This is a genomic window from Streptomyces sp. NPDC020801 (assembly GCF_044334385.1).
GTDB lineage: Bacteria > Actinomycetota > Actinomycetes > Streptomycetales > Streptomycetaceae > Streptomyces.
The window spans coordinates 168,195-186,865 of record NZ_JBIRST010000009.1; the positions used below are offsets into that span (position 1 = coordinate 168,195).

The window sequence follows — 18,671 nt, forward strand, 5'->3', positions numbered from 1 at the left end:
CGTTTGAGCGTTTCCGGGCCGGGCTAGGTTGAGGACCATGGCTTCAACGCACGGCGCCGAGGTGCTGGTCGCGTCCAATCGCGGCCCGGTCTCGTACGAGGTACGCCCGGACGGCTCGCTCCACGCCAGACGCGGCGGCGGAGGGCTGGTCTCCGGGCTGTCAGCGATCGGTCCGGACGCGGGCGCGGTGTGGGTGTGCGCCGCGCTGAACGACGCCGACCGCGAGGCGGTACGCCGCTTCGAGGGCGGCCGCCGGCTGCCCTCCGAGGCGACCGGCGGGCAGCAGGTACGGATGCTCGACATCGACGCCGGCGTCTTCGCCGACGCCTACAACGGCATCGCCAACTCGGTGCTGTGGTTCGTCCACCACATGCTCTACCAGACGCCGCTGGAGCCGGTCTTCGACGCGGAGTTCCGGCACCGGTGGGCGTCGTACGAGGCGTACAACCTGGCCTTCGCCGAGGCGCTGGCGGAGGAGGCGGCCGAGGGCGCGGCCGTGGTGGTGCAGGACTACCACCTGACGCTGGTCCCGGGGATGCTGCGCGACTTCCGGCCGGATGTGCGGATCGGGCACTTCTCGCACACGCCGTGGGCGCCGGTGGACTACTTCCGGATGCTCCCCGACGACATCGCCGAGCAGGTGCTGCGCGGGATGCTGGGCGCCGACCGGCTGGGATTCCTGACCCGGCGGTGGGCGGACGCGTTCACCGGGTGCTGCGAGGCGCTCGTGGGCGGGCTCGGGGGCACCATGATCGGGGTGCACGGGCTCGGCGCGGACGCCGACTTCCTGCGGGAGCGGTCGCATCAGGCCGACGTCTTCGAGCGGATGGCCGCGCTGCGCGAGGAGATCGGCGCGGGGCCGGACGGCGGGGTGCGGAAGACGATCGTCCGGGTGGACCGGACCGAGCTGTCCAAGAACATCGTGCGGGGACTGCTCGCGTACCGGCAGTTGCTCGAGGACCGGCCGGAGTGGCGCGAGCGGGTGGTGCACGTCGCGTTCGCGTATCCCTCACGGCAGGATCTCGCGGTCTACCGGGACTACACCGCCGAGGTGCAGCGGCTGGCGGAGGAGATCAACGGGCATTACGGGACGCCCGGGTGGACGCCGGTCGTGCTCCACGTCAAGGACGACTTCGCACGGTCACTTGCGGCCTACCGGATCGCGGACGTGGCGCTGGTCAATCCCATCCGGGACGGGATGAACCTGGTCGCCAAGGAGGTGCCGGTCGTCTCCGACGCGGGGTGCGCGCTGGTGCTGTCGCGGGAGGCGGGGGCCTGTGCGGAACTGGGGGACGACGCGCTGGTGGTGAATCCGTTCGACGTGGTGGGGACGGCGGAGGCGCTGCACGAGGCGTTGAGCATGGCGGGGCCCGAGCGGGTGGAGCGGTCCAAGCGGCTGGCGGAAGCCGCCACCGCGCTGCCGCCGGCCCAGTGGTTCCTGGATCAGCTGGAGGAGCTGGGGAGGCCGGCCGCCGGCTGAAGGGCGCCCCCTGGGGTTCGCTGCGGGGATGGGACAGCCTGCGGGCGCGCGTGCCCGCAGGCTGTGAGGGTGCGCGGCAGTGCGGGTGCGGGGGTGCGCGGCCGAGCGGGTGCGGTGGTACGCGGCCGAGCGGGTGCGGGGGTGCGCGGCAGTGCGGGTGCGCGGGTGCCCGGCTGAGCGGGTTACCGCAGCTGGTCCGCCAGCGTCCTCAGCAGCGCCACCACCCCTGCAGGGCCGTCCACCACCAGATCGGCCTTCTCCGACAGCTCCGTCACCTCTGTGCTGCCGCTGCACACGAGTACGCCCGGTACTCCGTCCGAGCGGAGTTTGTCGACCGCGGCGAAGGCCGGGAGATCACCGAGGTCGTCGCCGGCGTAGAGGACGGCTGCGGCGCCGAGGTCGCGGACGTAGTCGGACAGCGCCACGCCCTTGTCCATGCCCGGGGGGCGGAGTTCGAGGACCATGCGGCCCGGTTCGACGATCAGGCCGTGTCGGGTGGCCAGGTCGGTGAGGGGCTCGCGCAGGAGGTCGAAGGCGGCCTGGGGGTCCTCCGCGCGGCGGGTGTGGACGGCGACGGAGCGGCCCTTCTCCTCGATCCAGGTGCCGCGCCAGGCGCCGACCCGGTCCAGGAGACCGGGCAGCTCGGCGCGGACGGCGGCGACGCCGGGGTGCGGCGCCGGGGCGGTGACGGTGCCCGAGGCCGCGTCCCAGCGCTCGGCGCCGTAGTGGCCGAGGACGACGAGGTGCTCCAGGCCGGGTACGCCCGCGAAGCCGCCGTGCCGTACCGCGACGCCCGCCGGGCGCCCGGTGACCACCGCCACGGCGGCCACCTTCGGGGCCAGCACGGCCAGCGCGGGCACCGCCTCGGGATGCGCCCGGGCCTGGTCGGGGTCCGGCACGATCGGGGCGAGCGTGCCGTCGAAGTCGAGCGCGATCACCGCCTGCTCCGGCCGCGCGAGGATGGCGGCGAGCCCGTCCCGCCCGGCCTGGCTGGCGGGCGTCGGCAGGGAGGGGAGCGAGTGGCGGGAGGAAACGGAGGAGACGGGGGTGGTCGGGTCCGCGGCGTGGCCGTCGTGGTTGGCGTCGCTGTCATGGCTGCCCATACGGCGAACCTATCCACCACGGGCCGACCGCACTCCTCGACGGACCGCCCGCCCAGGTTCTCAGCGCTCGGCCCGCCGTGCCTCCCGCACCCGGCGCAGCCGGTTCACCGTCACCGGGTCGTGCGCCAGCGCCCGGGTGTCGTCGAGGAGCGCGTTGAGGAGCTGGTAGTAGCGGACGGGTGACAGACCGAGCTCCTCGCGTATCGCGCGCTCCTTCACGCCGGGGCCGGTGAAGCCGCGGCGCTCCAGGGCGAGGATGTCCCGTTCCGTGCGGCCGAGCCGCCGCTCCCGGCAGCCGTCGGCCCGGTCGTCGGTCCCGTGGTCGGCCCGGTCGTCGGTCCCGTGGTCGGCCCCGTGGTCGGCCATGCCGGCGGCCCCGTCGTCGTCCGCGTCCATACCGGCACCGTAGCCCCTGCCACCGACAGGGGCCCCACCGGCGGGTCTACTTGGCGTTCTCCGCGCTCTCCGCCGCCGACGCCGTGGCCTGCAGCTGCCCGAGGACGGCGGCGGGGCTGCCGCCGGAGGCGACCGCCTGGCCGATCCGCTTCTTCAGGTCCGCGCTGACCTGGGCCCAGGAGGTCTTGCCGACCGGGTAGAGCTGGGCCAGCGGCAGCTCCTCCAGGAACGGCTTCAGGCCCTTGTCCTGCTCCGCCGCGGCCATCGCCCCGGACGCGGATCCGGTGACCGGCAGCAGGTCGTACTCGCGGGAGAAGTCGAGGACGTTCTTCTCGTCGTAGACGAAGTCGAGGAAGTCGCCGATCTGGTCCTGGTGGCCGTTCTTCTTGAAGGCCATCATCCAGTCGGCGACGCCCATGGTCGCCTTGGCCGGGCCGTTCTTGCCCGGCATCGGCACCGTGCCGAACTCCACGCCCTTCTTCACGGCCTGCTGCATCAGGGTGGGGTGGCCGTTGAGCATGCCGACGTCGCCGGCCGCGAAGGCCGAGAAGGCGTCCGCGCGGTTGAGCCTGCCCGGGGCCACGGGGCCGGTCAGGCCCTTGCCTACCAGCTCGTCCCTGAGCCAGGTGAAGGTCTGGACGTTCTGCGGGGAGTCGATGGTGTAGGTGCCGATGTCGTCGGTGTAGCCGGCGCCGCCGCTGAGCAGCCACTGCATGGTCTCGGCCTGTGCCTCCTCCGGGCCGAGCGGCAGCGCGTAGGGGTACTTCACGCCCTGTGCCTTCAGCGCCTGGGCGTCGGAGGCGAGCTGGTCCCAGGTCGTCGGCGGGGTGAGGTGCGCCTTGGCGAAGAGGCCCTTGTTGTAGAAGAGCACGCGGGTGGAGGCGGCGAACGGGATGCCGTACTGGACGTGGCGCAGCTGCCCGGCGTCGGAGAGCTGGCCGAGGAAGTCGGCCTGGACGGGTATGGAGAGCACGTCGTCGGCCTTGTAGAGCAGGCCCTTGGCCGCGTAGTCGGCGTACGCGCCGATCTGTGCCATGTCCGGCGGGTCGCCCGCGTCGACCATCTGCCTGACCCTGCGGTCGACCTCGGTCCAGGAGTAGACGCTGACCTCGACCTTCACGCCCGGGTGCCGGGACTCGTAGTCCTTGACCAGTTTGTCCCAGTACTTCTGCGAACCGTTGGCCGCCGAGTCGCCGTAGTCGGCGGCGACCAGCTTGAGGGTGACGCCGGAGGAGCCGGTGCTCCCGCAGCCGCCGAGAACCGCCGTCATGCCCAGTGCGGACACCACCGCGATCATTCCTGTCCTACGACGCCGCACTGCTTCTCCGCCCCATACGAATGCCGGCTCGCCCGAACGGAAACGCACAGAACCGGAACCCGCGCGGCCGCAAGCCGAAAACTTTCAAAACGTCAGCCATAAGGTCTACACCACGTGAGTGGACTAGACCTCTTGTGGGTCGAAGGGTCACACTACCCCCGTGGAACACGTCATCGCCCTCGATGTGGGCGGCACCGGGATGAAGGCCGCACTGGTCGCCGCCGGCGGCGCGCTGCTGCACCAGGCGCGCCGCGCGACCGGCCGCGAGCGCGGGCCCGACGCCGTCGTCGAGGGCATCCTCGGCTTCGCCGCCGAGCTGCGCGCCTACGGCGCGGAGCGCTTCGGCGGGCCCGCGGCCGCCGCCGGCGTCGCCGTCCCCGGCATCGTCGACGAGGAGCGTGGGGTGGCCGCCTACGCGGCCAACCTGGGCTGGCGGGACGTACCGCTGCGCGACCTGCTGGCCGAACGGCTCGGCATCCCCGTGGCCCTGGGCCACGACGTGCGCGCCGGCGGGCTCGCCGAGGGCCGGATCGGGGCGGGCAAGGGCGCCGACCGGTTCTTCTTCGTCCCGCTGGGCACCGGGATCGCGGGCGCCATAGGCATCGACGGCAGGGTGGAGGCGGGCGCGCACGGCTTCGCGGGCGAGATCGGCCACATCGTCGTACGGCCCGGGGGCACCCCCTGCCCCTGCGGGCAGCGCGGCTGCCTGGAGCGGTTCGCCTCCGCGGCGGCGGTCAGCCAGGCATGGGCCGAGGCGTGCGGGGACCCGGACGCGGACGCGGCGGACTGCGCCAGGGCCGTGGCAGCCGGGGACCCGCGGGCGCGGCAGGTCTGGCAGGAGGCGGTCGACGCGCTCGCCGACGGGCTGGTCACCGCACTCACCCTGCTGGACCCGCGCATGCTGATCATCGGCGGCGGGCTCGCCGAGGCGGGGGAAACGCTGTTCGCACCGCTGCGGGAGGCCGTCCGGCGGCGCGTCACCTTCCAGAAGCTGCCGTCGATCGTCCCCGCCGCCCTGGGGGACACCGCCGGATGCCTGGGCGCGGGGCTCCTCGCCTGGGACCTGATCAACACTTCTACGACTCCCCGGAGGTAACCACCTGATGGCCGCTAGCAAGGTTCTCGCCGGTGCCCGGGTGGTGCTGCCCACCGGGATCGTGGAAGACGGCCGGGTGATCGTCGAGGGCACCCGGATCGGGGACTCGGCCCGGGAGGACGCCGAGGTCGTCGACGTACGCGGGCACTGGGTGGTCCCCGGCTTCGTCGACCTGCACAATCACGGCGGTGGCGGTGCCTCCTTCTCGGGCTCGGCCGACGACGTGCTGACCGCCGTGCGCACCCACCGGCTGCACGGCACCACCACGCTCGTCGCCTCCACCGTCACCGACGACATGGGCATCCTCACCAAGCAGGCGGGACTGCTGTCCGAGCTGGCCGAGCAGGGCGAGATCGCGGGCATCCACTTCGAGGGACCGTTCATCTCGCCGTGCCGCAAGGGCGCGCACTCGGAGGCGCTGCTGCGCGACCCGGACCCGGCGGAGGTGCGCAAGCTGGTCGACGCGGCGCGCGGCCGCGCCCGGATGATGACCCTCGCCACCGAACTGCCCGGCGGCATCGGCTCCGTACGGCTGCTCGCGGAGCACGGCGTGATCGCGGCGGTCGGGCACACGGACGCGACGTACGAGCAGACGGTGGCGGCGATCGAGGCCGGGGCCACCGTGGCCACACACCTGTTCAACGCCATGCCCACCCTCGGCCACCGCGCACCCGGCCCGATCGCGGCCCTGCTGGAGGACGAGCGGGTCACGGTCGAGCTGATCAACGACGGCGTGCATCTGCACCGGGCCGCCCTGGAGCTGGCGTTCCATCACGCGGGTGCCGGGCGGGTCGCGTTCATCACGGACGCGATGGACGCGGCCGGGATCGGCGACGGCCGCTACATGCTCGGCCCACTGGAGGTCGAGGTCGCGGGCGGGGTGGCGCGGCTGGTGCAGGGCGGCTCGATCGCGGGCTCCACGCTCACCCTGGACCGGGCCTTCCAGCGGGCGGTCACGGTCGACCGGCTGCCGGTCCGGGACGTCGTGGCCGCGCTGTCCGCCAACCCGGCCCGGCTGCTCGGCATGGACGACCGGATCGGCTCCCTGGAGCCCGGCAAGGACGCCGACCTCGTGCTGCTGGACGAGAACTTCGCCCTGACCGGAGTGATGCGGCGGGGCGAATGGGTGGTTGAACCCCAACTGGGCTGATCCGTCCGGCCATCCGGACGCGGTGGCCGGTCCGAGGGCTGGGCGGTCTGCCGTCTCTTTGGCATGATCGAACCCCCACGGCACCGCGACAGGCGCGCCGGCTCGGCTCACTCGGGGGAGGTCGGACCTCGTGATCCTCACGGTCACGCTGAACACCGCTCTCGACATCACCTATCGGGTGCCGGCGCTCAGGCCCCACGCCTCGCACCGGGTGTCGGAGGTGACCGAGCGGCCGGGCGGCAAGGGCGTCAACGTGGCCCGGGTGCTCGCGGCCCTCGGCCACGAGGTGACCGTCACGGGCTTCGTGGGCGGCACCACGGGACGCGAGGTGCGGGACGGGCTCGCCCAGGTACGGGGGGTGACGGACGCCCTGGTCACGGTCGCCGGCGCAACCCGGCGCACCCTGGCCGTGGTCGACGAACGCACCGGCGACACCACCCAGCTCAACGAGCCGGGTCCGGTCGTCTCCCCCGCCGAGTGGTCCGCCTTCCAGGACGTCTACGAGGACCTGCTCGGCTCGGTGTCGGCGGTGGCGCTGTGCGGCAGCCTGCCGCCGGGGCTGCCGGTGGGGGTGTACGCCGGTCTGGTGCGCACGGCGCGGGCGGCCGGGGTTCCCGTCCTGCTGGACACCAGCGGCGAGGCCCTGCGGCGCGGGGTGGCGGCCCGCCCCGACATCGTCAAGCCGAACGCCGAGGAACTGGCCGAACTGACCGGCTCCCACGAGCCCCTGCGCGCCACCCGGGACGCCCGCCGGCGCGGCGCGCGCGCGGTGGTCGCCTCCCTGGGCGCCGATGGCCTGCTCGCCCACACCCCGGAGGGCACCTGGCGCGCCGCGCCGCCCGCCCGCGTCCGGGGCAACCCGACCGGCGCCGGCGACTCGGCGGTCGCGGGCCTGCTCTCGGGCCTGGTGGAGCACCTGCCCTGGCCAGCCCGCCTGGCCCGCGCCGTAGCCCTCTCCACGGCGACGGTCCTGTCCCCCGTGGCGGGCGAGTTCGACCACCCGGCGTACGAGGAGCTGGTGGGGCGGGTGGCGGTGACGGGGGAGGCGACGGCGGCGTAGAGCGGAGCGTGGCCAATAGACGACTTGGAGTCACCAAGGTGTACCGGGCCGGCCGGCCGGACGGGATGGGTAGCTGCAAGGTGCGTGGAAGCCGGACGCATCTGACTAGCCCGTTGTCACCCGTTCACAGGTGATCGCCATTCCTGATCGGTGGCTGTCAAAGGTGAAGTCCTTCGGCAGCCACCGCGATCGCGGCAACCCACGATGCCCTGGACGCGTCTAGCCGTTGGACTTGACCCAGCCCTTCACCAGCCAGAGCTGGTCGAGGTCGGCGTCGCACTGGTTGCCCTGCTCGCAGGAGACCTTGATGGTGTTCGTGCCCTTGTTGAGCTGGACGTAGTTGTAGGTCTTCGTCCAGCCCTTCTCGTAGTCCCCCTGCTGGGCGCCCGCCCAGTTCTTGAGATTGACGGGCCTGTCGGACGGCGTGCCGTTGACCGTCAGGGTGGCGGTGCCGTCCTTGCCGGGGACGGTGTAACCGACGTACACGGTGTACTTGCCGTCGGTCGGGATCCCGTTGACGGTCCAGGTGACCGAAGCGCCCACGTTGTTGAAGTTGGTCACGTAGACGCCGCCGTCGGCCTGAGCGCCCTTGACGTCGGAGGCGAGGGTCGCGCCGCCGCCCAGCAGCAGCGCCTTGGCGTCGATCTTGGGCAGTTCACCGCCGGCCGCCACGCTGCTGCTCGCCGAAGGGCTCGGCTGGGAGCTGTGGGAGGCCGTGGGTGTCGTGCCGCCGGCCTTGTTGCCGCCCTTGTCGCCGACCATCGCGATGCCGATGCCGATGACCACCGCGGCCACCACCGCGACGGCGCCGATCAGCAGACCCTTGGTGTTCGGGCCCCGGCCGCGGCCGCCACCGCCGCTCTGGGCCGGCTGGCGGGTCGTGGGGGCGGCGCCGCCCGGGATCGTCTCCGGGGCCGCGTAGTGGGCGTTCGGCTGGCCGTAGGTGCCCTGCTGCTGCGGGACCTGGCCGTAGGGCGCCGTGGGCGCCTGCTGGCCGTACTGACGCTGGCCGACGGCGCGGACCCGGTTGACCGAGTTCGGATAGCCGTAACCGCCGGACGGCGGCTGGGCTCCGTTGGCCTGACCGTCGGCGTACAGGTAGCCGAACGGGTCGTCGTCCTCGGGCGTGCTCGCGCCGTTGTTGCCGGGCGTCATCCCTTGGTCTCCTCAACAGGTGCGGGGCTGATGCAGTACGTCGTGAGAATGGCGAGCCTACCCGCTCCGCGGGCGCCAAACGGGTGACTCGGACCGCATCAACCCACTGACCTGCGGATCATCCGGCGCGACGATGTTGTTTGGGACGAGATCGTTTCTCGACGTACATCCGTTCGTCGGCAGACTTCAACACTTCGTCCGCCGTCATCCCACAATGTGCCCAGCCGATGCCGAAGCTCGCGCCGACCCGGACGGCCCGGCCCTCGGCGCGGATCGGCTGGATGATCTCGTTGCGCAGCCGTACGGCGAGGTCCTGGGCGTCGGCGCGGCCGAGACCGTCGGCGAGGATCACGAACTCGTCGCCGCCGAGGCGGGCCACCGTGTCGCCGTCGCGCACGCCGTTCGACAACCGCCGGGCGACCTCGATCAGGACGGCGTCGCCAGCGTTGTGCCCGAACCGGTCGTTGATCGACTTGAAGCCGTCGAGGTCGCAGAAGAGGACCGCCAGCCCCTTGGTGCCGTCGTCCTGGTCGCCCTCGGGGGCGACGGTGTGCACATGGTGGTCGTAGGCGTCGTACGCCTCCGCGCCCGGCCGGAAGTCGAAGCCGTGGCCGGCGACGTCGTAGCCCGGGTGGCCGTAGGCCGCGTCGAGCGACTCGAGCTCCCCGGCGTGCGCCGGGCGCCGGCACAGGCGGGCCGCCAGGCGGGCACGCAGCTCGGCGGAGTTGGGCAGGCCGGTGAGGGAGTCGTGGGAGGCGCGGTGGGCGAGGTGGAGCTCGCGGCGCTTGCGCTCCTCGATGTCCTCGACGTGGGTGAGGAGGAAGCGGGGGCCGTCGGCGGCGTCGGCGACGACGGAGTTGCGCAGGGACACCCAGACGTAGGTGCCGTCCCGGCGGCCCAGTCTGAGCTCCGCCCGGCCGCCCTCCGCCGAGGTGCGCAGCAGCGTGCCGATGTCCTCGGGGTGGACGAGGTCGGAGAAGGAGTAGCGGCGCATCGCGGAGGCCGGGCGGCCCAGCAGACGGCACAGGGCGTCGTTGGTGCGCAGGATGCGGCCGTGCTGGTCACCGCCCATCTCGGCGATGGCCATGCCGGAGGGGGCGTACTCGAAGGCCTGCCGGAAGCTCTCCTCGCTGGCGCGCAGGGCCTGCTGCTCGCGCTCCAGGCGGACCAGGGCACGCTGCATGTTGGCGCGCAGCCGGGCGTTGCTGATCGCGATGGCGGCCTGGAAGGCGTACATCTGCAGGGCCTCGCGGCCCCAGGCGCCGGGCCGGCGGCCGTTGCGAGGGCGGTCCACGGAGAGGACGCCGAGCAGCTCACCGGAGGAGCCGGCCGGGCCGCCGGGCGAGAACATGGGCGCGAAGAGCCGGTCTGAGGGGTGCCACTCGTCCTCGAAGCGGGGCGCGGGCCCGTCGGTGTACCACTGCGGGACGTCGTCGTCGTCGAGGACCCAGCCCTCGGTGTGGGATATGAACACCAGGTCGCCCCAGTGCTCGCCCATGTTCAGCCGGCGCTCCCAGGAGTCGCGGGAGCCGACGCGGCCGGTGATGAGGGCCTCGGCGGCCGGGTTCCCGGCGAAGGAGGCGACCACCAGATCGCCGTCGGGGCGTACGAGGTTGACGCAGGCCAGCTCGTAGCCGAGGCCGTTCACGACGCCGTCGGCCACTGTCTGCAACGTGTCCGCCAGGCTCCGCGCGGTGTTCATGTCCGCCATGACCTGATGCAGTTGCCGCAGGGTCGCAAGACGGACGTACGGCTCCGACTCGGTCTCCATGCTCGCCCTCCCCCCGAGACCTCGCAGCGAATCAAAGGGTTCTCTTCGGCGTATCGTCTGTGCAGTCTCAGCCACTGAATCACAGCGCGAAGCCCACTCGGTACACAGGGTCAACAATTCATGGCCCTTGTGACTCAAGTCACAGCAGAACGTGAGCAATTGAGTGGAGTTTCTGCATTTTCCCTGTGCGTTTACCGACACAAACTTTGTGGGTGTGCGGACATGATGCACGAGAGGTGGGCCGCACCCGCCGGAATCGCCCCGAAACCACCCCGGGACCGCTCCGGGACCGCTCCCGAACCGCTCCCGAACCGCTCCTTCGCTGGTCCTAGGACCAGCCCGATCCCGGCTTCGGGCGGAGGCCCGATGCGGGGCCCGCGGGCCGGTGACTAGCGTTGACGTGTGCTGAACACTTCCGCTGCGCCGGCCCCCGCCTCCCCCACCGCCACGGCTGCCGCCGGGCATGCTGAGGGGGTGACCAACGACGAGTTCCGCGCCGCGATGTCCCGGCTGGCGGCGGGCGTGGTCCTGGTGACCGCTCAGGAGCCGCCGCTCGACCCGGACGACCCCACGGCGCCGGGCGGCGAGGACGTGGGCATGACGGCGACGGCCTTCGTGTCGGTGTCCCTGGACCCGCCGCTGGCCCTGGTCAGCCTGCGCGAGGGCTCCCGCATGGACGACCTGCTGGCCGAGCAGCCCCTGTGGGCGGTCTCGGTCCTCTCCGGGAGCCAGCGCCACATCGCCGGCCGCTTCGCCATGAAAGGCCGCATCAGCGACCGCCTGCTCTTCGAGGACATCCCCTACGTTCGCGGCGAGGTCTCCGGTGCCCCGCTGGTCGGCGGCGCCCTGGCCACCCTGGAACTGCGCACCGAGCAGCGGGTGGCGGCGGGCGACCACACCCTGGTCGTCGGCCGCGTCCTGACGGCCGGCGTCCCGAGCGCTGAAGGCGGCCCGCTGATGTACTTCAAGGGCCGGTACCGGCAGCTGGGCTGAGCGGGCGGGCCCCTCGAACCCTCCCAGGCGTCAGCCGCCCCGGCCGTCGCCCGGCGCGGCCCGAACAGGCGCCGCCCGAACCGACCAGGCCCGAACAGGCGAGGCCCGAACAGGCGCCGCCGGCCGCTGCCGCCGCTACCCCCAGTCCCGCCCGGACCGCCCCCGCTTGGTCTGCGAGCGCTGCTTCTTCTCCCGCAGCCGCCGCTCGTTGATCCCGCGCGGGATGCGGGTCGGCCTGCGCGGCCTGGGCGGGGGCGCGGTCGCCTCGGCGAGGAGGGCCGCGAGGCGCACGGCGGCGGCCTCGCGGTTGCGCCACTGGGACCGGTGCTCGGAGGCGCGGACGGTGAGGACCCCGCCGACTAGCCGGCCCGCCAGCCGCTCCAGCGCACGCTGCTTCCACACCTCGGGCAGGGACTCGGTGTTCGCCAGGTCGAAGCTCAGCTCGACCCGGCTGTCACTGGTGTTGACGTGCTGGCCGCCGGGCCCCGAGGACCGCGAGAAGCGCCAGGCCAGCTCGGCCTCGGGGAGCGCGACCAAGCCGCGGATGAGATAGGGACCGGACATGTCCTCCATGTTCCCGTTCCTGTCCGGGCCGCGTCACCCGGTTTTCGCCGGGACACCCGGGACGCCCGGGCCGGGGTGTTCGAGCCGGGCTTGGTAAAAATGGTAAAGAGGTCCGGAACCATGGGGACCCCTCTTGGCGTTCATAGGGGTGGCTGTAGCTTCGTCCGCACACGTAACGAGGGAAGGGACTCCCACACCATGGCTGTAAGCCTCTCCAAGGGCGGCAACGTCTCGCTCACCAAGGAAGCCCCGGGCCTGACCGCCGTCACCGTTGGCCTCGGCTGGGACGTCCGCACCACCACCGGCACGGACTTCGACCTGGACGCCTCCGCGATCGCGGTCAATCCTCAGGGCAAGGTGTACTCCGACGCCCACTTCGTCTTCTTCAACAACAAGCAGACCCCGGACAACGCCATCGTCCACACCGGTGACAACCGCACGGGCGAGGGCGCCGGCGACGACGAGGCGATCAACGTCAACCTCGCCGCGCTCCCGGCCGACATCGAGAAGATCGTCTTCCCGGTCTCCATCTACGACGCCGAGAACCGCGGCCAGAACTTCGGCCAGGTCCGCAACGCCTACATCCGCATCGTCAACCAGGCCGGCGGCGCCGAGATCGCCCGCTACGACCTGTCGGAGGACGCGGCCACCGAGACGGCCATGGTCTTCGGCGAGCTGTACCGCAACGGCGCGGAGTGGAAGTTCCGCGCGGTCGGCCAGGGTTACGCCTCGGGCCTGGTCGGCATCGCCCAGGACTTCGGCGTCAACGTCTGAGGGCGACCCCGGACGACGCCCCGCCCGGAGCCCCGGACCCTCCCGAGGGCCGGGGCTCCGGCCGTCCCGCCGGGCCCCGCGATACGTTGCGCGGATGATCCTCGAACCCCTCCGCCTCACCCCGGACCACGGCCTCCCGGGCGAACTGCTGACCGAACTCACCGCGCTCTACGCCTCCCAGCGCGACTTCCACGCGCTCAGCGGCGACTTCCCCGACCCGGACGACATCCGCCCGGAACAGGTGGCGACGGCGCTGGCCGAGGAGTTGGCCGAGCCGGACGCGGAGGTGCTGCTGGCGCGCAGCGAGGGACGGCTCGTCGGGATCGCGACCACCCTCGCCCACCACCCCGACCCGGCCGACCCCGACCCGTGGATCGGTCTGCTGATGGTGGACGCGGCAGCTCAACGGCAGGGTCACGGGCGGCGCTTGGCGGCACTCGTCGAGGAGCGCTTCCGCGCGGCGGGCCGCACCGCCGTGCGCCTCGCCGTCCTGGAGAACAACCCCAGCGGCCTGACCTTCTGGACCGCCCTCGGCTACGAGGTCATCGGCCACCGACGGGACCGCCGGCTGGACCGCCCCTGCGCGGTGTTGCGCAAGGAGTTGCCGGCCCCACGGTCCTCCTGACCGGACCGCGGCCGGGCACCACGCCGGGGTGGACTGGATGACCCCGGCCGGTAAGGGACTCGGCGCGCTCGCCGGTGCACCGCGAGCGGGAGCCGCCGGCTCTGGCGGCGGCCGTGCGGGAGGCGTTCCGGGCGTTCCGGGCGTCGCGGTGCGACGAGGTCCGCGACGCGAGTGGGCGCCGAGGGTGGGCGTGACGACGGGCGTGACGGCGGGCGTGAGGGACGAAGCCGCGGCAGGGCTCAGGGATGCGCCGGCTTTCCGTCGCCGTACAGCCAGTCCTTCCAGATCTCGCCGAAGTCCTTGCCGGGGGCCTTCTTCTCGACGTAGGCGGTGAAGTCGGCGGTGTCCGCGTTGCCGTGGCGGCGGGTGGCGGCCCAGCCCTGGATGATGCCGTAGAAGGCGTCGTCGCCGACCAGTTGGCGGATCTTGTGCAGGACCATCGCGCCGCGCTCGTAGACGGGCCGGTCGGAGATGTGCGCGGCGCCGCTCGGTCTGGCCGGCGGGAAGGACCAGACGGCCTTGTTGTCGGCGTCGTTGTCGAAGTAGTCGCCGCGGTAGACGGAGTCGAAGGTCTGCTGGGCGCTGTCGCCGCCGTGGTCCTCCTCCCACAGCCACTCCGCGTACGTCGCGAAGCCCTCGTTGAGCCACATGTCCCGCCAGCTCTTGGGGGTGACGGAGTCGCCGTACCACTGGTGGGCGAGTTCGTGGACGAGGGTGCCCAGCTCGGGGGCGCCGGGGAAGAAGGGCCGGTTCTGGGTCTCCAGGGCATAGCCGGCGTCCTCGCCCCGGTCGACGATCGCGCCGGTGGAGGAGAAGGGGTACGGGCCGAAGTTGTACTCCTCCCACTCCATGATCTCGGGGATCTTCGCCAGGACCGCGCCGCTCGCCTTGGACTGGGTGGGGTCGACGGCGACGTACACCGGCAGGCCGTTCTTCGTGGTGGTGCGGGTGATGTCGTAGTGGCCGATCGCGACGGTGGCGACGTAGCTCGCCATCGGCTCGGCGGTGTGCCAGCTGAACGTCGTACGGCCGCCGGTGGTCGTCTGGCTCTTCAACTCGCCGTTGGAGACGGCCTGCAGGCCCTTGGGCACGGTGACGGAGACGTCGTAGGCGGCCTTGTCGGAGGGGTGGTCGTTGCCCGGGAACCACGCCATCGAGCCCATCGGCTCGCCGAGGGCGAGCGCCCCGTCGGCGGTGGGCAGCCAGCCCTCCTTCGAGCCGTCGGCGTCGGTGATGGTCTGCGGGGTGCCGGAGTAGCGGACCGTCGCGCTGAAAGTCTCGCCCCTGCTGAGTTCGTCGTGCGGACGGACGGTGAGCTCCTGGCCCGCACGGTCGAAACGGGCGGACCTGCCCTCGACCGTGACACTGTCGACGTCCAGCCCCTTGAGGTCGAGGTCGAAGGCGGACAGGTCCTGGGTGGCGCGGGCGGTGATCACCGCCGTGCCGGTGAGGCGGCGGCGGTCCGGGTCGTAGGAGAGGGTCAGACCGTAGTGGGAGACGTCGTATCCGCCGTTGCCCGCCTTGGGGAAGTACGGGTCGCGTACCCCGGAGCCGCCCGGGGTACCGCGCACGCCGCCGTCGCACGCGGTCAGGGTGAGGGTGAGCAGCGCTGTGGCGGCGGTGGCGGTTCGGGCAACCGGTGCTGATCGGAACACGAGTACGATCCTATGCGGGGCCCATGGCACCATCGCCTACGTGCTCGACATCGGCTACGCCCTCTCCAACCGCTTCCCCGACCCGCCGCAGACCGACTACCGGCGGGCGGACGTGCGGTCGCTGCGGCACGACCTGTTCTGCGGGGACGTGTATCTCGCCGACACGGAGGCGGACCGGGAGCTGGCCACCGCCTGGGGGTGGGTTCCGGTGCTCGACTTCGCGTGGGCACTGTGCGACATGGTGGAACTGCTGGACCGGGATCCGGCCGGGTCCCGGGCGGCGCGGCCGCAGCGGGCGGAGCTGGACTTCACCGAGTCCACCGACCGCATGCTCTTCGAGCGCCGCTTCGGCTGGGTGGACATCGAGGCCGACTGGATGCCGGCCGAGGAGCCCCCGCTGTCCTTCTCCCACTCCGCCCTGCGCCGGGAGGCGCGGGACTTCCTGCACGACCTGATCGCCGACCTGGTGGACATGCACGAGGACCTGGGCGAGAACCCGGCCATCTGGACCCTGCAGGCCCGCTTCCCCCGGGTGGGCTGACCCCGCGCGGCACTCGTCAGCCCACCACGCGCACCCCCAGCGCCGCCGCCAGCACGGGGGCCAGGTCCAGCAGCTGGCCCGTACTGATCACCGCGCCCGCCAGCCGGTCCACCCCGCGTGCGATCTCCAGCGACGCGGCACCGCGCAGGTCGACGTCGGTGAGCGTCACCGCGGTGAGGTCCACGCCCTTGAGCGCGCAGTCCACGAACTCCACCCGCTCCAGCTTCGCGCCCGCGAAGTCCGGCTCGACGAGGACGCAGCCCTCGAAGACCACGTCCCGCAGCCTGGCCTTGCGCAGATTCAGATAGTCGATCTTGCCGCCCCGGACCCACACCCGCTCCAGCACCGAGCCGTGCAGCTGCACCCCGCCGAGGCGGGCGTCGACCAGCTCCACGTCCCGCAGGGTGGACTCCGCGAGGTCGGTACCGACCCCCCGTACACCGGTGAGGACCGAGTCGAGCACGCGGGCGTGGTGCAGTGAGGTGTCGTCCAGCGCGCAGCCGGAGAGCGCGCAGTCCATGAACCGGGCGCCCGCGCCGTCCTGCCCGGCGAAGTCCGCGTCCCGGAACTCCAGTCCGTCGTAGTCCCCGTCCGGGGCCAGCCCTGAGCCGCCGTACGTCTCCAGCGCCGGCAGCCGCACCTGTGGCCGCCGCGCCGCCTTCACCCCGTCACCGCCGGCACGGCTCCCGCCCACGCTGCTGGTCGCTCTCTTCGCCATGGCCCCATGCTGCACCACAGCACTGACAACGCCCCGGCAGGAGTCCAGGGATGCGTTAGGGGCCGATTCATGGTGTTCTGGCAGGATGAGTGTCACCCGAAAAGGTGAATCCTCGCCTGTACATCAGCACCAGGGCTCCCGCGATACGAACCCCCTGCGCCCCAGGCATCACCAGCCCCGGCACGCCCGCCCCGCCGATGCACACCGCTGGTGGGCCCTGGTGGTGATCGCGATGGCGCAGCTGATGGTGGTGCTGGACGCGACCATCGTGAACATCGCGCTGCCCTCCGCGCAGCAGGCCCTGCACATCTCCGACGGCAACCGGCAGTGGGTCATCACCGCCTACTCCCTCGCCTTCGGCGGGCTGCTCCTGCTGGGCGGGCGGATCGCCGATCTGGTGGGCCGCAAACGCACGTTCGTCATCGGGCTCATCGGCTTCGCCGGCGCCTCCGCACTCGGCGGCGCGGCCACCTCCTCCGGCATGCTCTTCGGCGCCCGCGCGCTGCAGGGGGCCTTCGCCGCCGTGCTGGCCCCCTCCGCGCTCAGCCTGCTGACCACCACGTTCACCGACCCCCGGGAGCGCGGGAAGGCGTTCGGCATCTACGGCGCCCTGGCGGGCAGCGGCTCGGCGATCGGGTTCATCGTCGGCGGCCTGCTGACCGAGTACCTGAACTGGCGCTGGTGCCTGTACGTCAACGTGCCCATCGCCCTCGTCGCGGTGCTCGGCGCGTTCGTCCTGCTGCACGGCCGGCCCGGCCACCCGGGCGCCCGGCTGGACGTGCCCGGGGTGGTGCTGGGCTGCGGCGGGCTGGTCGCGGTCGTCTACGGCTTCAGCGAGGCCGAGGCGCGCGGCTGGACGGACCCGCTGGTGCTGAGCCTGTTCGCGGTGGGCGTGGCGCTGCTCGTGGCGTTCGTGTGGTGGCAGACGCGGGCGCCGATGCCGCTGCTGCCGTTGCACATCGTCCGGGAGCGCAACCGGGCCGGCTGCTTCCTGACCATGCTGCTGGCCGTGATCGGCATGTTCGGCCTGTTCCTGTTCATGACCTACTACCTGCAGGGCATCCTCGGGTACTCGCCGCTGAAGACGGGCCTGGCGTTCCTGCCGCTGACGGCCGCGATCATCTTCGGCGCCACCCAGGTCTCGGCCCGGCTGCTCCAGCGTGTGCCGCCACGGATGCTCATGGTGCCCGGGATGCTCCTGGCCGCGAGCGGTCTGCTGCTGCTGACCCGGCTGACGGTCCAGTCGCAGTACACGAGCGAGGTGCTGCCCGCGCTGCTGCTGATGGGGCTCGGCATGGGCCTGACCTTCATGCCCGTGTTCGCCACCGCCACCGCGGGCGTCGCCCCGCAGGACTCGGGCGTGACCTCGGCGACCGTGAACACCTCGCAGCAGGTGGGCGGTTCGATCGGCACCGCCCTGCTCAACACGATCGCCACCACCAGCAGCGCCGCCTACATCACCGCACACCTTCGCAGCCCGGCGGACCGGGCCAGGGTGGTCCCGGAGGGCGTCGTGCACGGCTACACGGTCGCCATCTGGTGGGCCGCCGGCGTCATGCTCCTGGCCGGCCTGGTCGCGGGCCTGATGGTGACGGCGAGGGCCCCGAAACACGGTGCACCGGCCGAGGCGGCGTTGCCGGAACCGGCGGTCTGAGGATTCGGCGGTCTGAGGATTCGGCGAGTGGAAAAGGGCCCGAGCGGCCTCACCGCGGCCCGCGGGCAGAGACCGCCGAGCCCCGAGGGCAATGACCTGCGCAGGCCGCAAGCCGTCCGGGCCACGCGGCGCCCAGGCCCAGGAGCGCCCCCGGCCACTCCTGGCGCCCAGACCACTCGGGATGCCCAGGCCACGCGGGTACCAGACCCGCCGCCCGGCTCCCGGGCCACTCGGGGTGCCCAGGCCAGGGGCGCCAGACCCACACCCGGCTCCCAGCCCACTCAGTGCCCGGCCCACACCCGGCTCCCAGCCCACTCAGTGCCCGGCCCACACCCGGCTCCCAGCCCACCCCCGGGTGCGCAGGCCACACGGGTGCCGGACCCGCCGCCCGGAGACCGGGACGAAGGCACCCCGCACCCGGGCCGAAGCCCTCACCGAGGGCCGGAACGCACGGACCCGGAACGCGATAGGCCCGGGAGCCGAAGGGCCCAGAGCCGCCGGGGCCGGAACGCCACAGACCCAAGAACCGACGAGACCCCGATCCGACAGGCCCGGAACGCCACAAACCCCAGAACCGGCAAGGCCCGGAACCAGCGCGGCCCGGAACCGACGAGGCCC

The 18,671-nt window shown here is 72.5% G+C and carries 17 protein-coding genes; 9 read left to right on the plus strand and 8 right to left on the minus strand.

What is annotated here, in order from left to right; all coding sequences use genetic code 11:
- Positions 1-37: 37 nt before the first annotated feature.
- Positions 38-1,480 carry a trehalose-6-phosphate synthase gene (locus ACH4UM_RS20480; protein ID WP_398181002.1) on the plus strand — a complete coding sequence of 481 codons (1,443 nt, stop codon included), beginning with the start codon at positions 38-40 and terminating at the stop codon, positions 1,478-1,480.
- A 182-nt stretch (positions 1,481-1,662) separates the two neighbouring features.
- Here the strand turns inward: ACH4UM_RS20480 and otsB are convergent, their stop codons facing one another.
- The 3 genes from otsB to ACH4UM_RS20495 all read right to left on the minus strand — a co-directional run bounded on the left by otsB (position 1,663) and on the right by ACH4UM_RS20495 (position 4,276).
- A complete protein-coding gene (otsB, locus tag ACH4UM_RS20485; protein WP_398181004.1) occupies positions 1,663-2,583 on the minus strand; it encodes a trehalose-phosphatase in 921 nt (306 codons plus the stop codon).
- Positions 2,584-2,643: 60 nt separating this feature from the next.
- A complete protein-coding gene (locus ACH4UM_RS20490) occupies positions 2,644-2,949 on the minus strand; it encodes a DUF3263 domain-containing protein (RefSeq protein ID WP_398181420.1) in 306 nt (101 codons plus the stop codon).
- Positions 2,950-3,025: 76 nt separating this feature from the next.
- Positions 3,026-4,276 carry an extracellular solute-binding protein gene (locus ACH4UM_RS20495; protein ID WP_398181007.1) on the minus strand — a complete coding sequence of 417 codons (1,251 nt, stop codon included), beginning with the start codon at positions 4,274-4,276 and terminating at the stop codon, positions 3,026-3,028.
- Positions 4,277-4,496: 220 nt separating this feature from the next.
- Here ACH4UM_RS20495 and ACH4UM_RS20500 point away from each other — a divergent pair, with 220 nt between their 5' ends.
- From ACH4UM_RS20500 to ACH4UM_RS20510, 3 genes are all read left to right on the plus strand, one after another.
- Complete coding sequence (locus tag ACH4UM_RS20500; RefSeq protein ID WP_398181423.1) at positions 4,497-5,393, plus strand: ROK family protein; 897 nt, start codon at positions 4,497-4,499, stop codon at positions 5,391-5,393.
- Positions 5,394-5,400: 7 nt separating this feature from the next.
- On the plus strand, positions 5,401-6,543 hold the full coding sequence (gene nagA / locus ACH4UM_RS20505; RefSeq protein WP_398181010.1) for an N-acetylglucosamine-6-phosphate deacetylase: 1,143 nt from the start codon (positions 5,401-5,403) through the stop codon (positions 6,541-6,543).
- A gap of 130 nt (positions 6,544-6,673) precedes the next feature.
- Complete coding sequence (locus tag ACH4UM_RS20510) at positions 6,674-7,603, plus strand: 1-phosphofructokinase family hexose kinase (protein WP_398181012.1); 930 nt, start codon at positions 6,674-6,676, stop codon at positions 7,601-7,603.
- A 219-nt stretch (positions 7,604-7,822) separates the two neighbouring features.
- Here the strand turns inward: ACH4UM_RS20510 and ACH4UM_RS20515 are convergent, their stop codons facing one another.
- Both ACH4UM_RS20515 and cdgB read right to left on the minus strand, forming a co-directional pair.
- Positions 7,823-8,758, minus strand: coding sequence for a carbohydrate-binding protein (locus ACH4UM_RS20515; protein ID WP_398181015.1), 936 nt, complete (start codon positions 8,756-8,758; stop codon positions 7,823-7,825).
- Between the two features lie 118 nt (positions 8,759-8,876).
- Positions 8,877-10,529 (minus strand): diguanylate cyclase CdgB, encoded by a 1,653-nt coding sequence (cdgB, locus tag ACH4UM_RS20520; RefSeq protein ID WP_398181018.1) that lies wholly within the window; start codon positions 10,527-10,529, stop codon positions 8,877-8,879.
- A gap of 402 nt (positions 10,530-10,931) precedes the next feature.
- Here cdgB and ACH4UM_RS20525 point away from each other — a divergent pair, with 402 nt between their 5' ends.
- Complete coding sequence (locus tag ACH4UM_RS20525) at positions 10,932-11,522, plus strand: flavin reductase family protein (protein WP_398181021.1); 591 nt, start codon at positions 10,932-10,934, stop codon at positions 11,520-11,522.
- Between the two features lie 135 nt (positions 11,523-11,657).
- Here the strand turns inward: ACH4UM_RS20525 and arfB are convergent, their stop codons facing one another.
- Positions 11,658-12,095 (minus strand): alternative ribosome rescue aminoacyl-tRNA hydrolase ArfB, encoded by a 438-nt coding sequence (arfB, locus tag ACH4UM_RS20530; protein WP_398181024.1) that lies wholly within the window; start codon positions 12,093-12,095, stop codon positions 11,658-11,660.
- A gap of 189 nt (positions 12,096-12,284) precedes the next feature.
- On the opposite strand from arfB, the gene ACH4UM_RS20535 reads away from it, so the two are divergent.
- Both ACH4UM_RS20535 and ACH4UM_RS20540 read left to right on the plus strand, forming a co-directional pair.
- Complete coding sequence (locus ACH4UM_RS20535; RefSeq protein ID WP_398181027.1) at positions 12,285-12,860, plus strand: TerD family protein; 576 nt, start codon at positions 12,285-12,287, stop codon at positions 12,858-12,860.
- Positions 12,861-12,954: 94 nt separating this feature from the next.
- Positions 12,955-13,485, plus strand: a complete 531-nt coding sequence (locus tag ACH4UM_RS20540) for a GNAT family N-acetyltransferase (protein WP_398181030.1) — start codon at positions 12,955-12,957, stop codon at positions 13,483-13,485.
- A 239-nt stretch (positions 13,486-13,724) separates the two neighbouring features.
- On the opposite strand, the gene ACH4UM_RS20545 is transcribed toward ACH4UM_RS20540, so the two are convergent.
- Positions 13,725-15,173 carry a M1 family metallopeptidase gene (locus ACH4UM_RS20545; RefSeq protein WP_398181033.1) on the minus strand — a complete coding sequence of 483 codons (1,449 nt, stop codon included), beginning with the start codon at positions 15,171-15,173 and terminating at the stop codon, positions 13,725-13,727.
- Between the two features lie 7 nt (positions 15,174-15,180).
- On the opposite strand from ACH4UM_RS20545, the gene ACH4UM_RS20550 reads away from it, so the two are divergent.
- On the plus strand, positions 15,181-15,681 hold the full coding sequence (locus ACH4UM_RS20550; RefSeq protein ID WP_398181035.1) for a hypothetical protein: 501 nt from the start codon (positions 15,181-15,183) through the stop codon (positions 15,679-15,681).
- A 16-nt stretch (positions 15,682-15,697) separates the two neighbouring features.
- On the opposite strand, the gene ACH4UM_RS20555 is transcribed toward ACH4UM_RS20550, so the two are convergent.
- The gene (locus tag ACH4UM_RS20555) at positions 15,698-16,399 is read right to left on the minus strand and encodes a pentapeptide repeat-containing protein (RefSeq protein ID WP_398181037.1); all 702 of its coding nucleotides are present in this window, start codon (positions 16,397-16,399) and stop codon (positions 15,698-15,700) included.
- A gap of 85 nt (positions 16,400-16,484) precedes the next feature.
- Between ACH4UM_RS20555 and ACH4UM_RS20560 the strand changes: the two genes are divergently transcribed.
- Positions 16,485-18,053, plus strand: coding sequence for a DHA2 family efflux MFS transporter permease subunit (locus ACH4UM_RS20560; RefSeq protein WP_398181040.1), 1,569 nt, complete (start codon positions 16,485-16,487; stop codon positions 18,051-18,053).
- Positions 18,054-18,671 lie beyond the last annotated feature (618 nt).

What these genes read in the sequence shown, in the direction of transcription:
- cdgB (WP_398181018.1), bottom strand. Translation starts at nt 10,529, where the DNA reads ATGGAGACCGAGTCGGAGCCGTACGTCCGTCTTGCGACCCTGCGGCAA.
- ACH4UM_RS20515 (WP_398181015.1), bottom strand. Translation starts at nt 8,758, where the DNA reads ATGACGCCCGGCAACAACGGCGCGAGCACGCCCGAGGACGACGACCCG.
- ACH4UM_RS20500 (WP_398181423.1), top strand. Translation starts at nt 4,497, where the DNA reads ATGAAGGCCGCACTGGTCGCCGCCGGCGGCGCGCTGCTGCACCAGGCG.
- ACH4UM_RS20545 (WP_398181033.1), bottom strand. Translation starts at nt 15,173, where the DNA reads ATGGTGCCATGGGCCCCGCATAGGATCGTACTCGTGTTCCGATCAGCA.
- otsB (WP_398181004.1), bottom strand. Translation starts at nt 2,583, where the DNA reads ATGGGCAGCCATGACAGCGACGCCAACCACGACGGCCACGCCGCGGAC.
- ACH4UM_RS20490 (WP_398181420.1), bottom strand. Translation starts at nt 2,949, where the DNA reads ATGGCCGACCACGGGGCCGACCACGGGACCGACGACCGGGCCGACCAC.
- nagA (WP_398181010.1), top strand. Translation starts at nt 5,401, where the DNA reads ATGGCCGCTAGCAAGGTTCTCGCCGGTGCCCGGGTGGTGCTGCCCACC.
- ACH4UM_RS20495 (WP_398181007.1), bottom strand. Translation starts at nt 4,276, where the DNA reads ATGATCGCGGTGGTGTCCGCACTGGGCATGACGGCGGTTCTCGGCGGC.
- ACH4UM_RS20535 (WP_398181027.1), top strand. Translation starts at nt 12,285, where the DNA reads ATGGCTGTAAGCCTCTCCAAGGGCGGCAACGTCTCGCTCACCAAGGAA.
- ACH4UM_RS20480 (WP_398181002.1), top strand. Translation starts at nt 38, where the DNA reads ATGGCTTCAACGCACGGCGCCGAGGTGCTGGTCGCGTCCAATCGCGGC.
- arfB (WP_398181024.1), bottom strand. Translation starts at nt 12,095, where the DNA reads ATGGAGGACATGTCCGGTCCCTATCTCATCCGCGGCTTGGTCGCGCTC.
- ACH4UM_RS20540 (WP_398181030.1), top strand. Translation starts at nt 12,955, where the DNA reads ATGATCCTCGAACCCCTCCGCCTCACCCCGGACCACGGCCTCCCGGGC.
- ACH4UM_RS20555 (WP_398181037.1), bottom strand. Translation starts at nt 16,399, where the DNA reads ATGGCGAAGAGAGCGACCAGCAGCGTGGGCGGGAGCCGTGCCGGCGGT.
- ACH4UM_RS20560 (WP_398181040.1), top strand. Translation starts at nt 16,485, where the DNA reads ATGAGTGTCACCCGAAAAGGTGAATCCTCGCCTGTACATCAGCACCAG.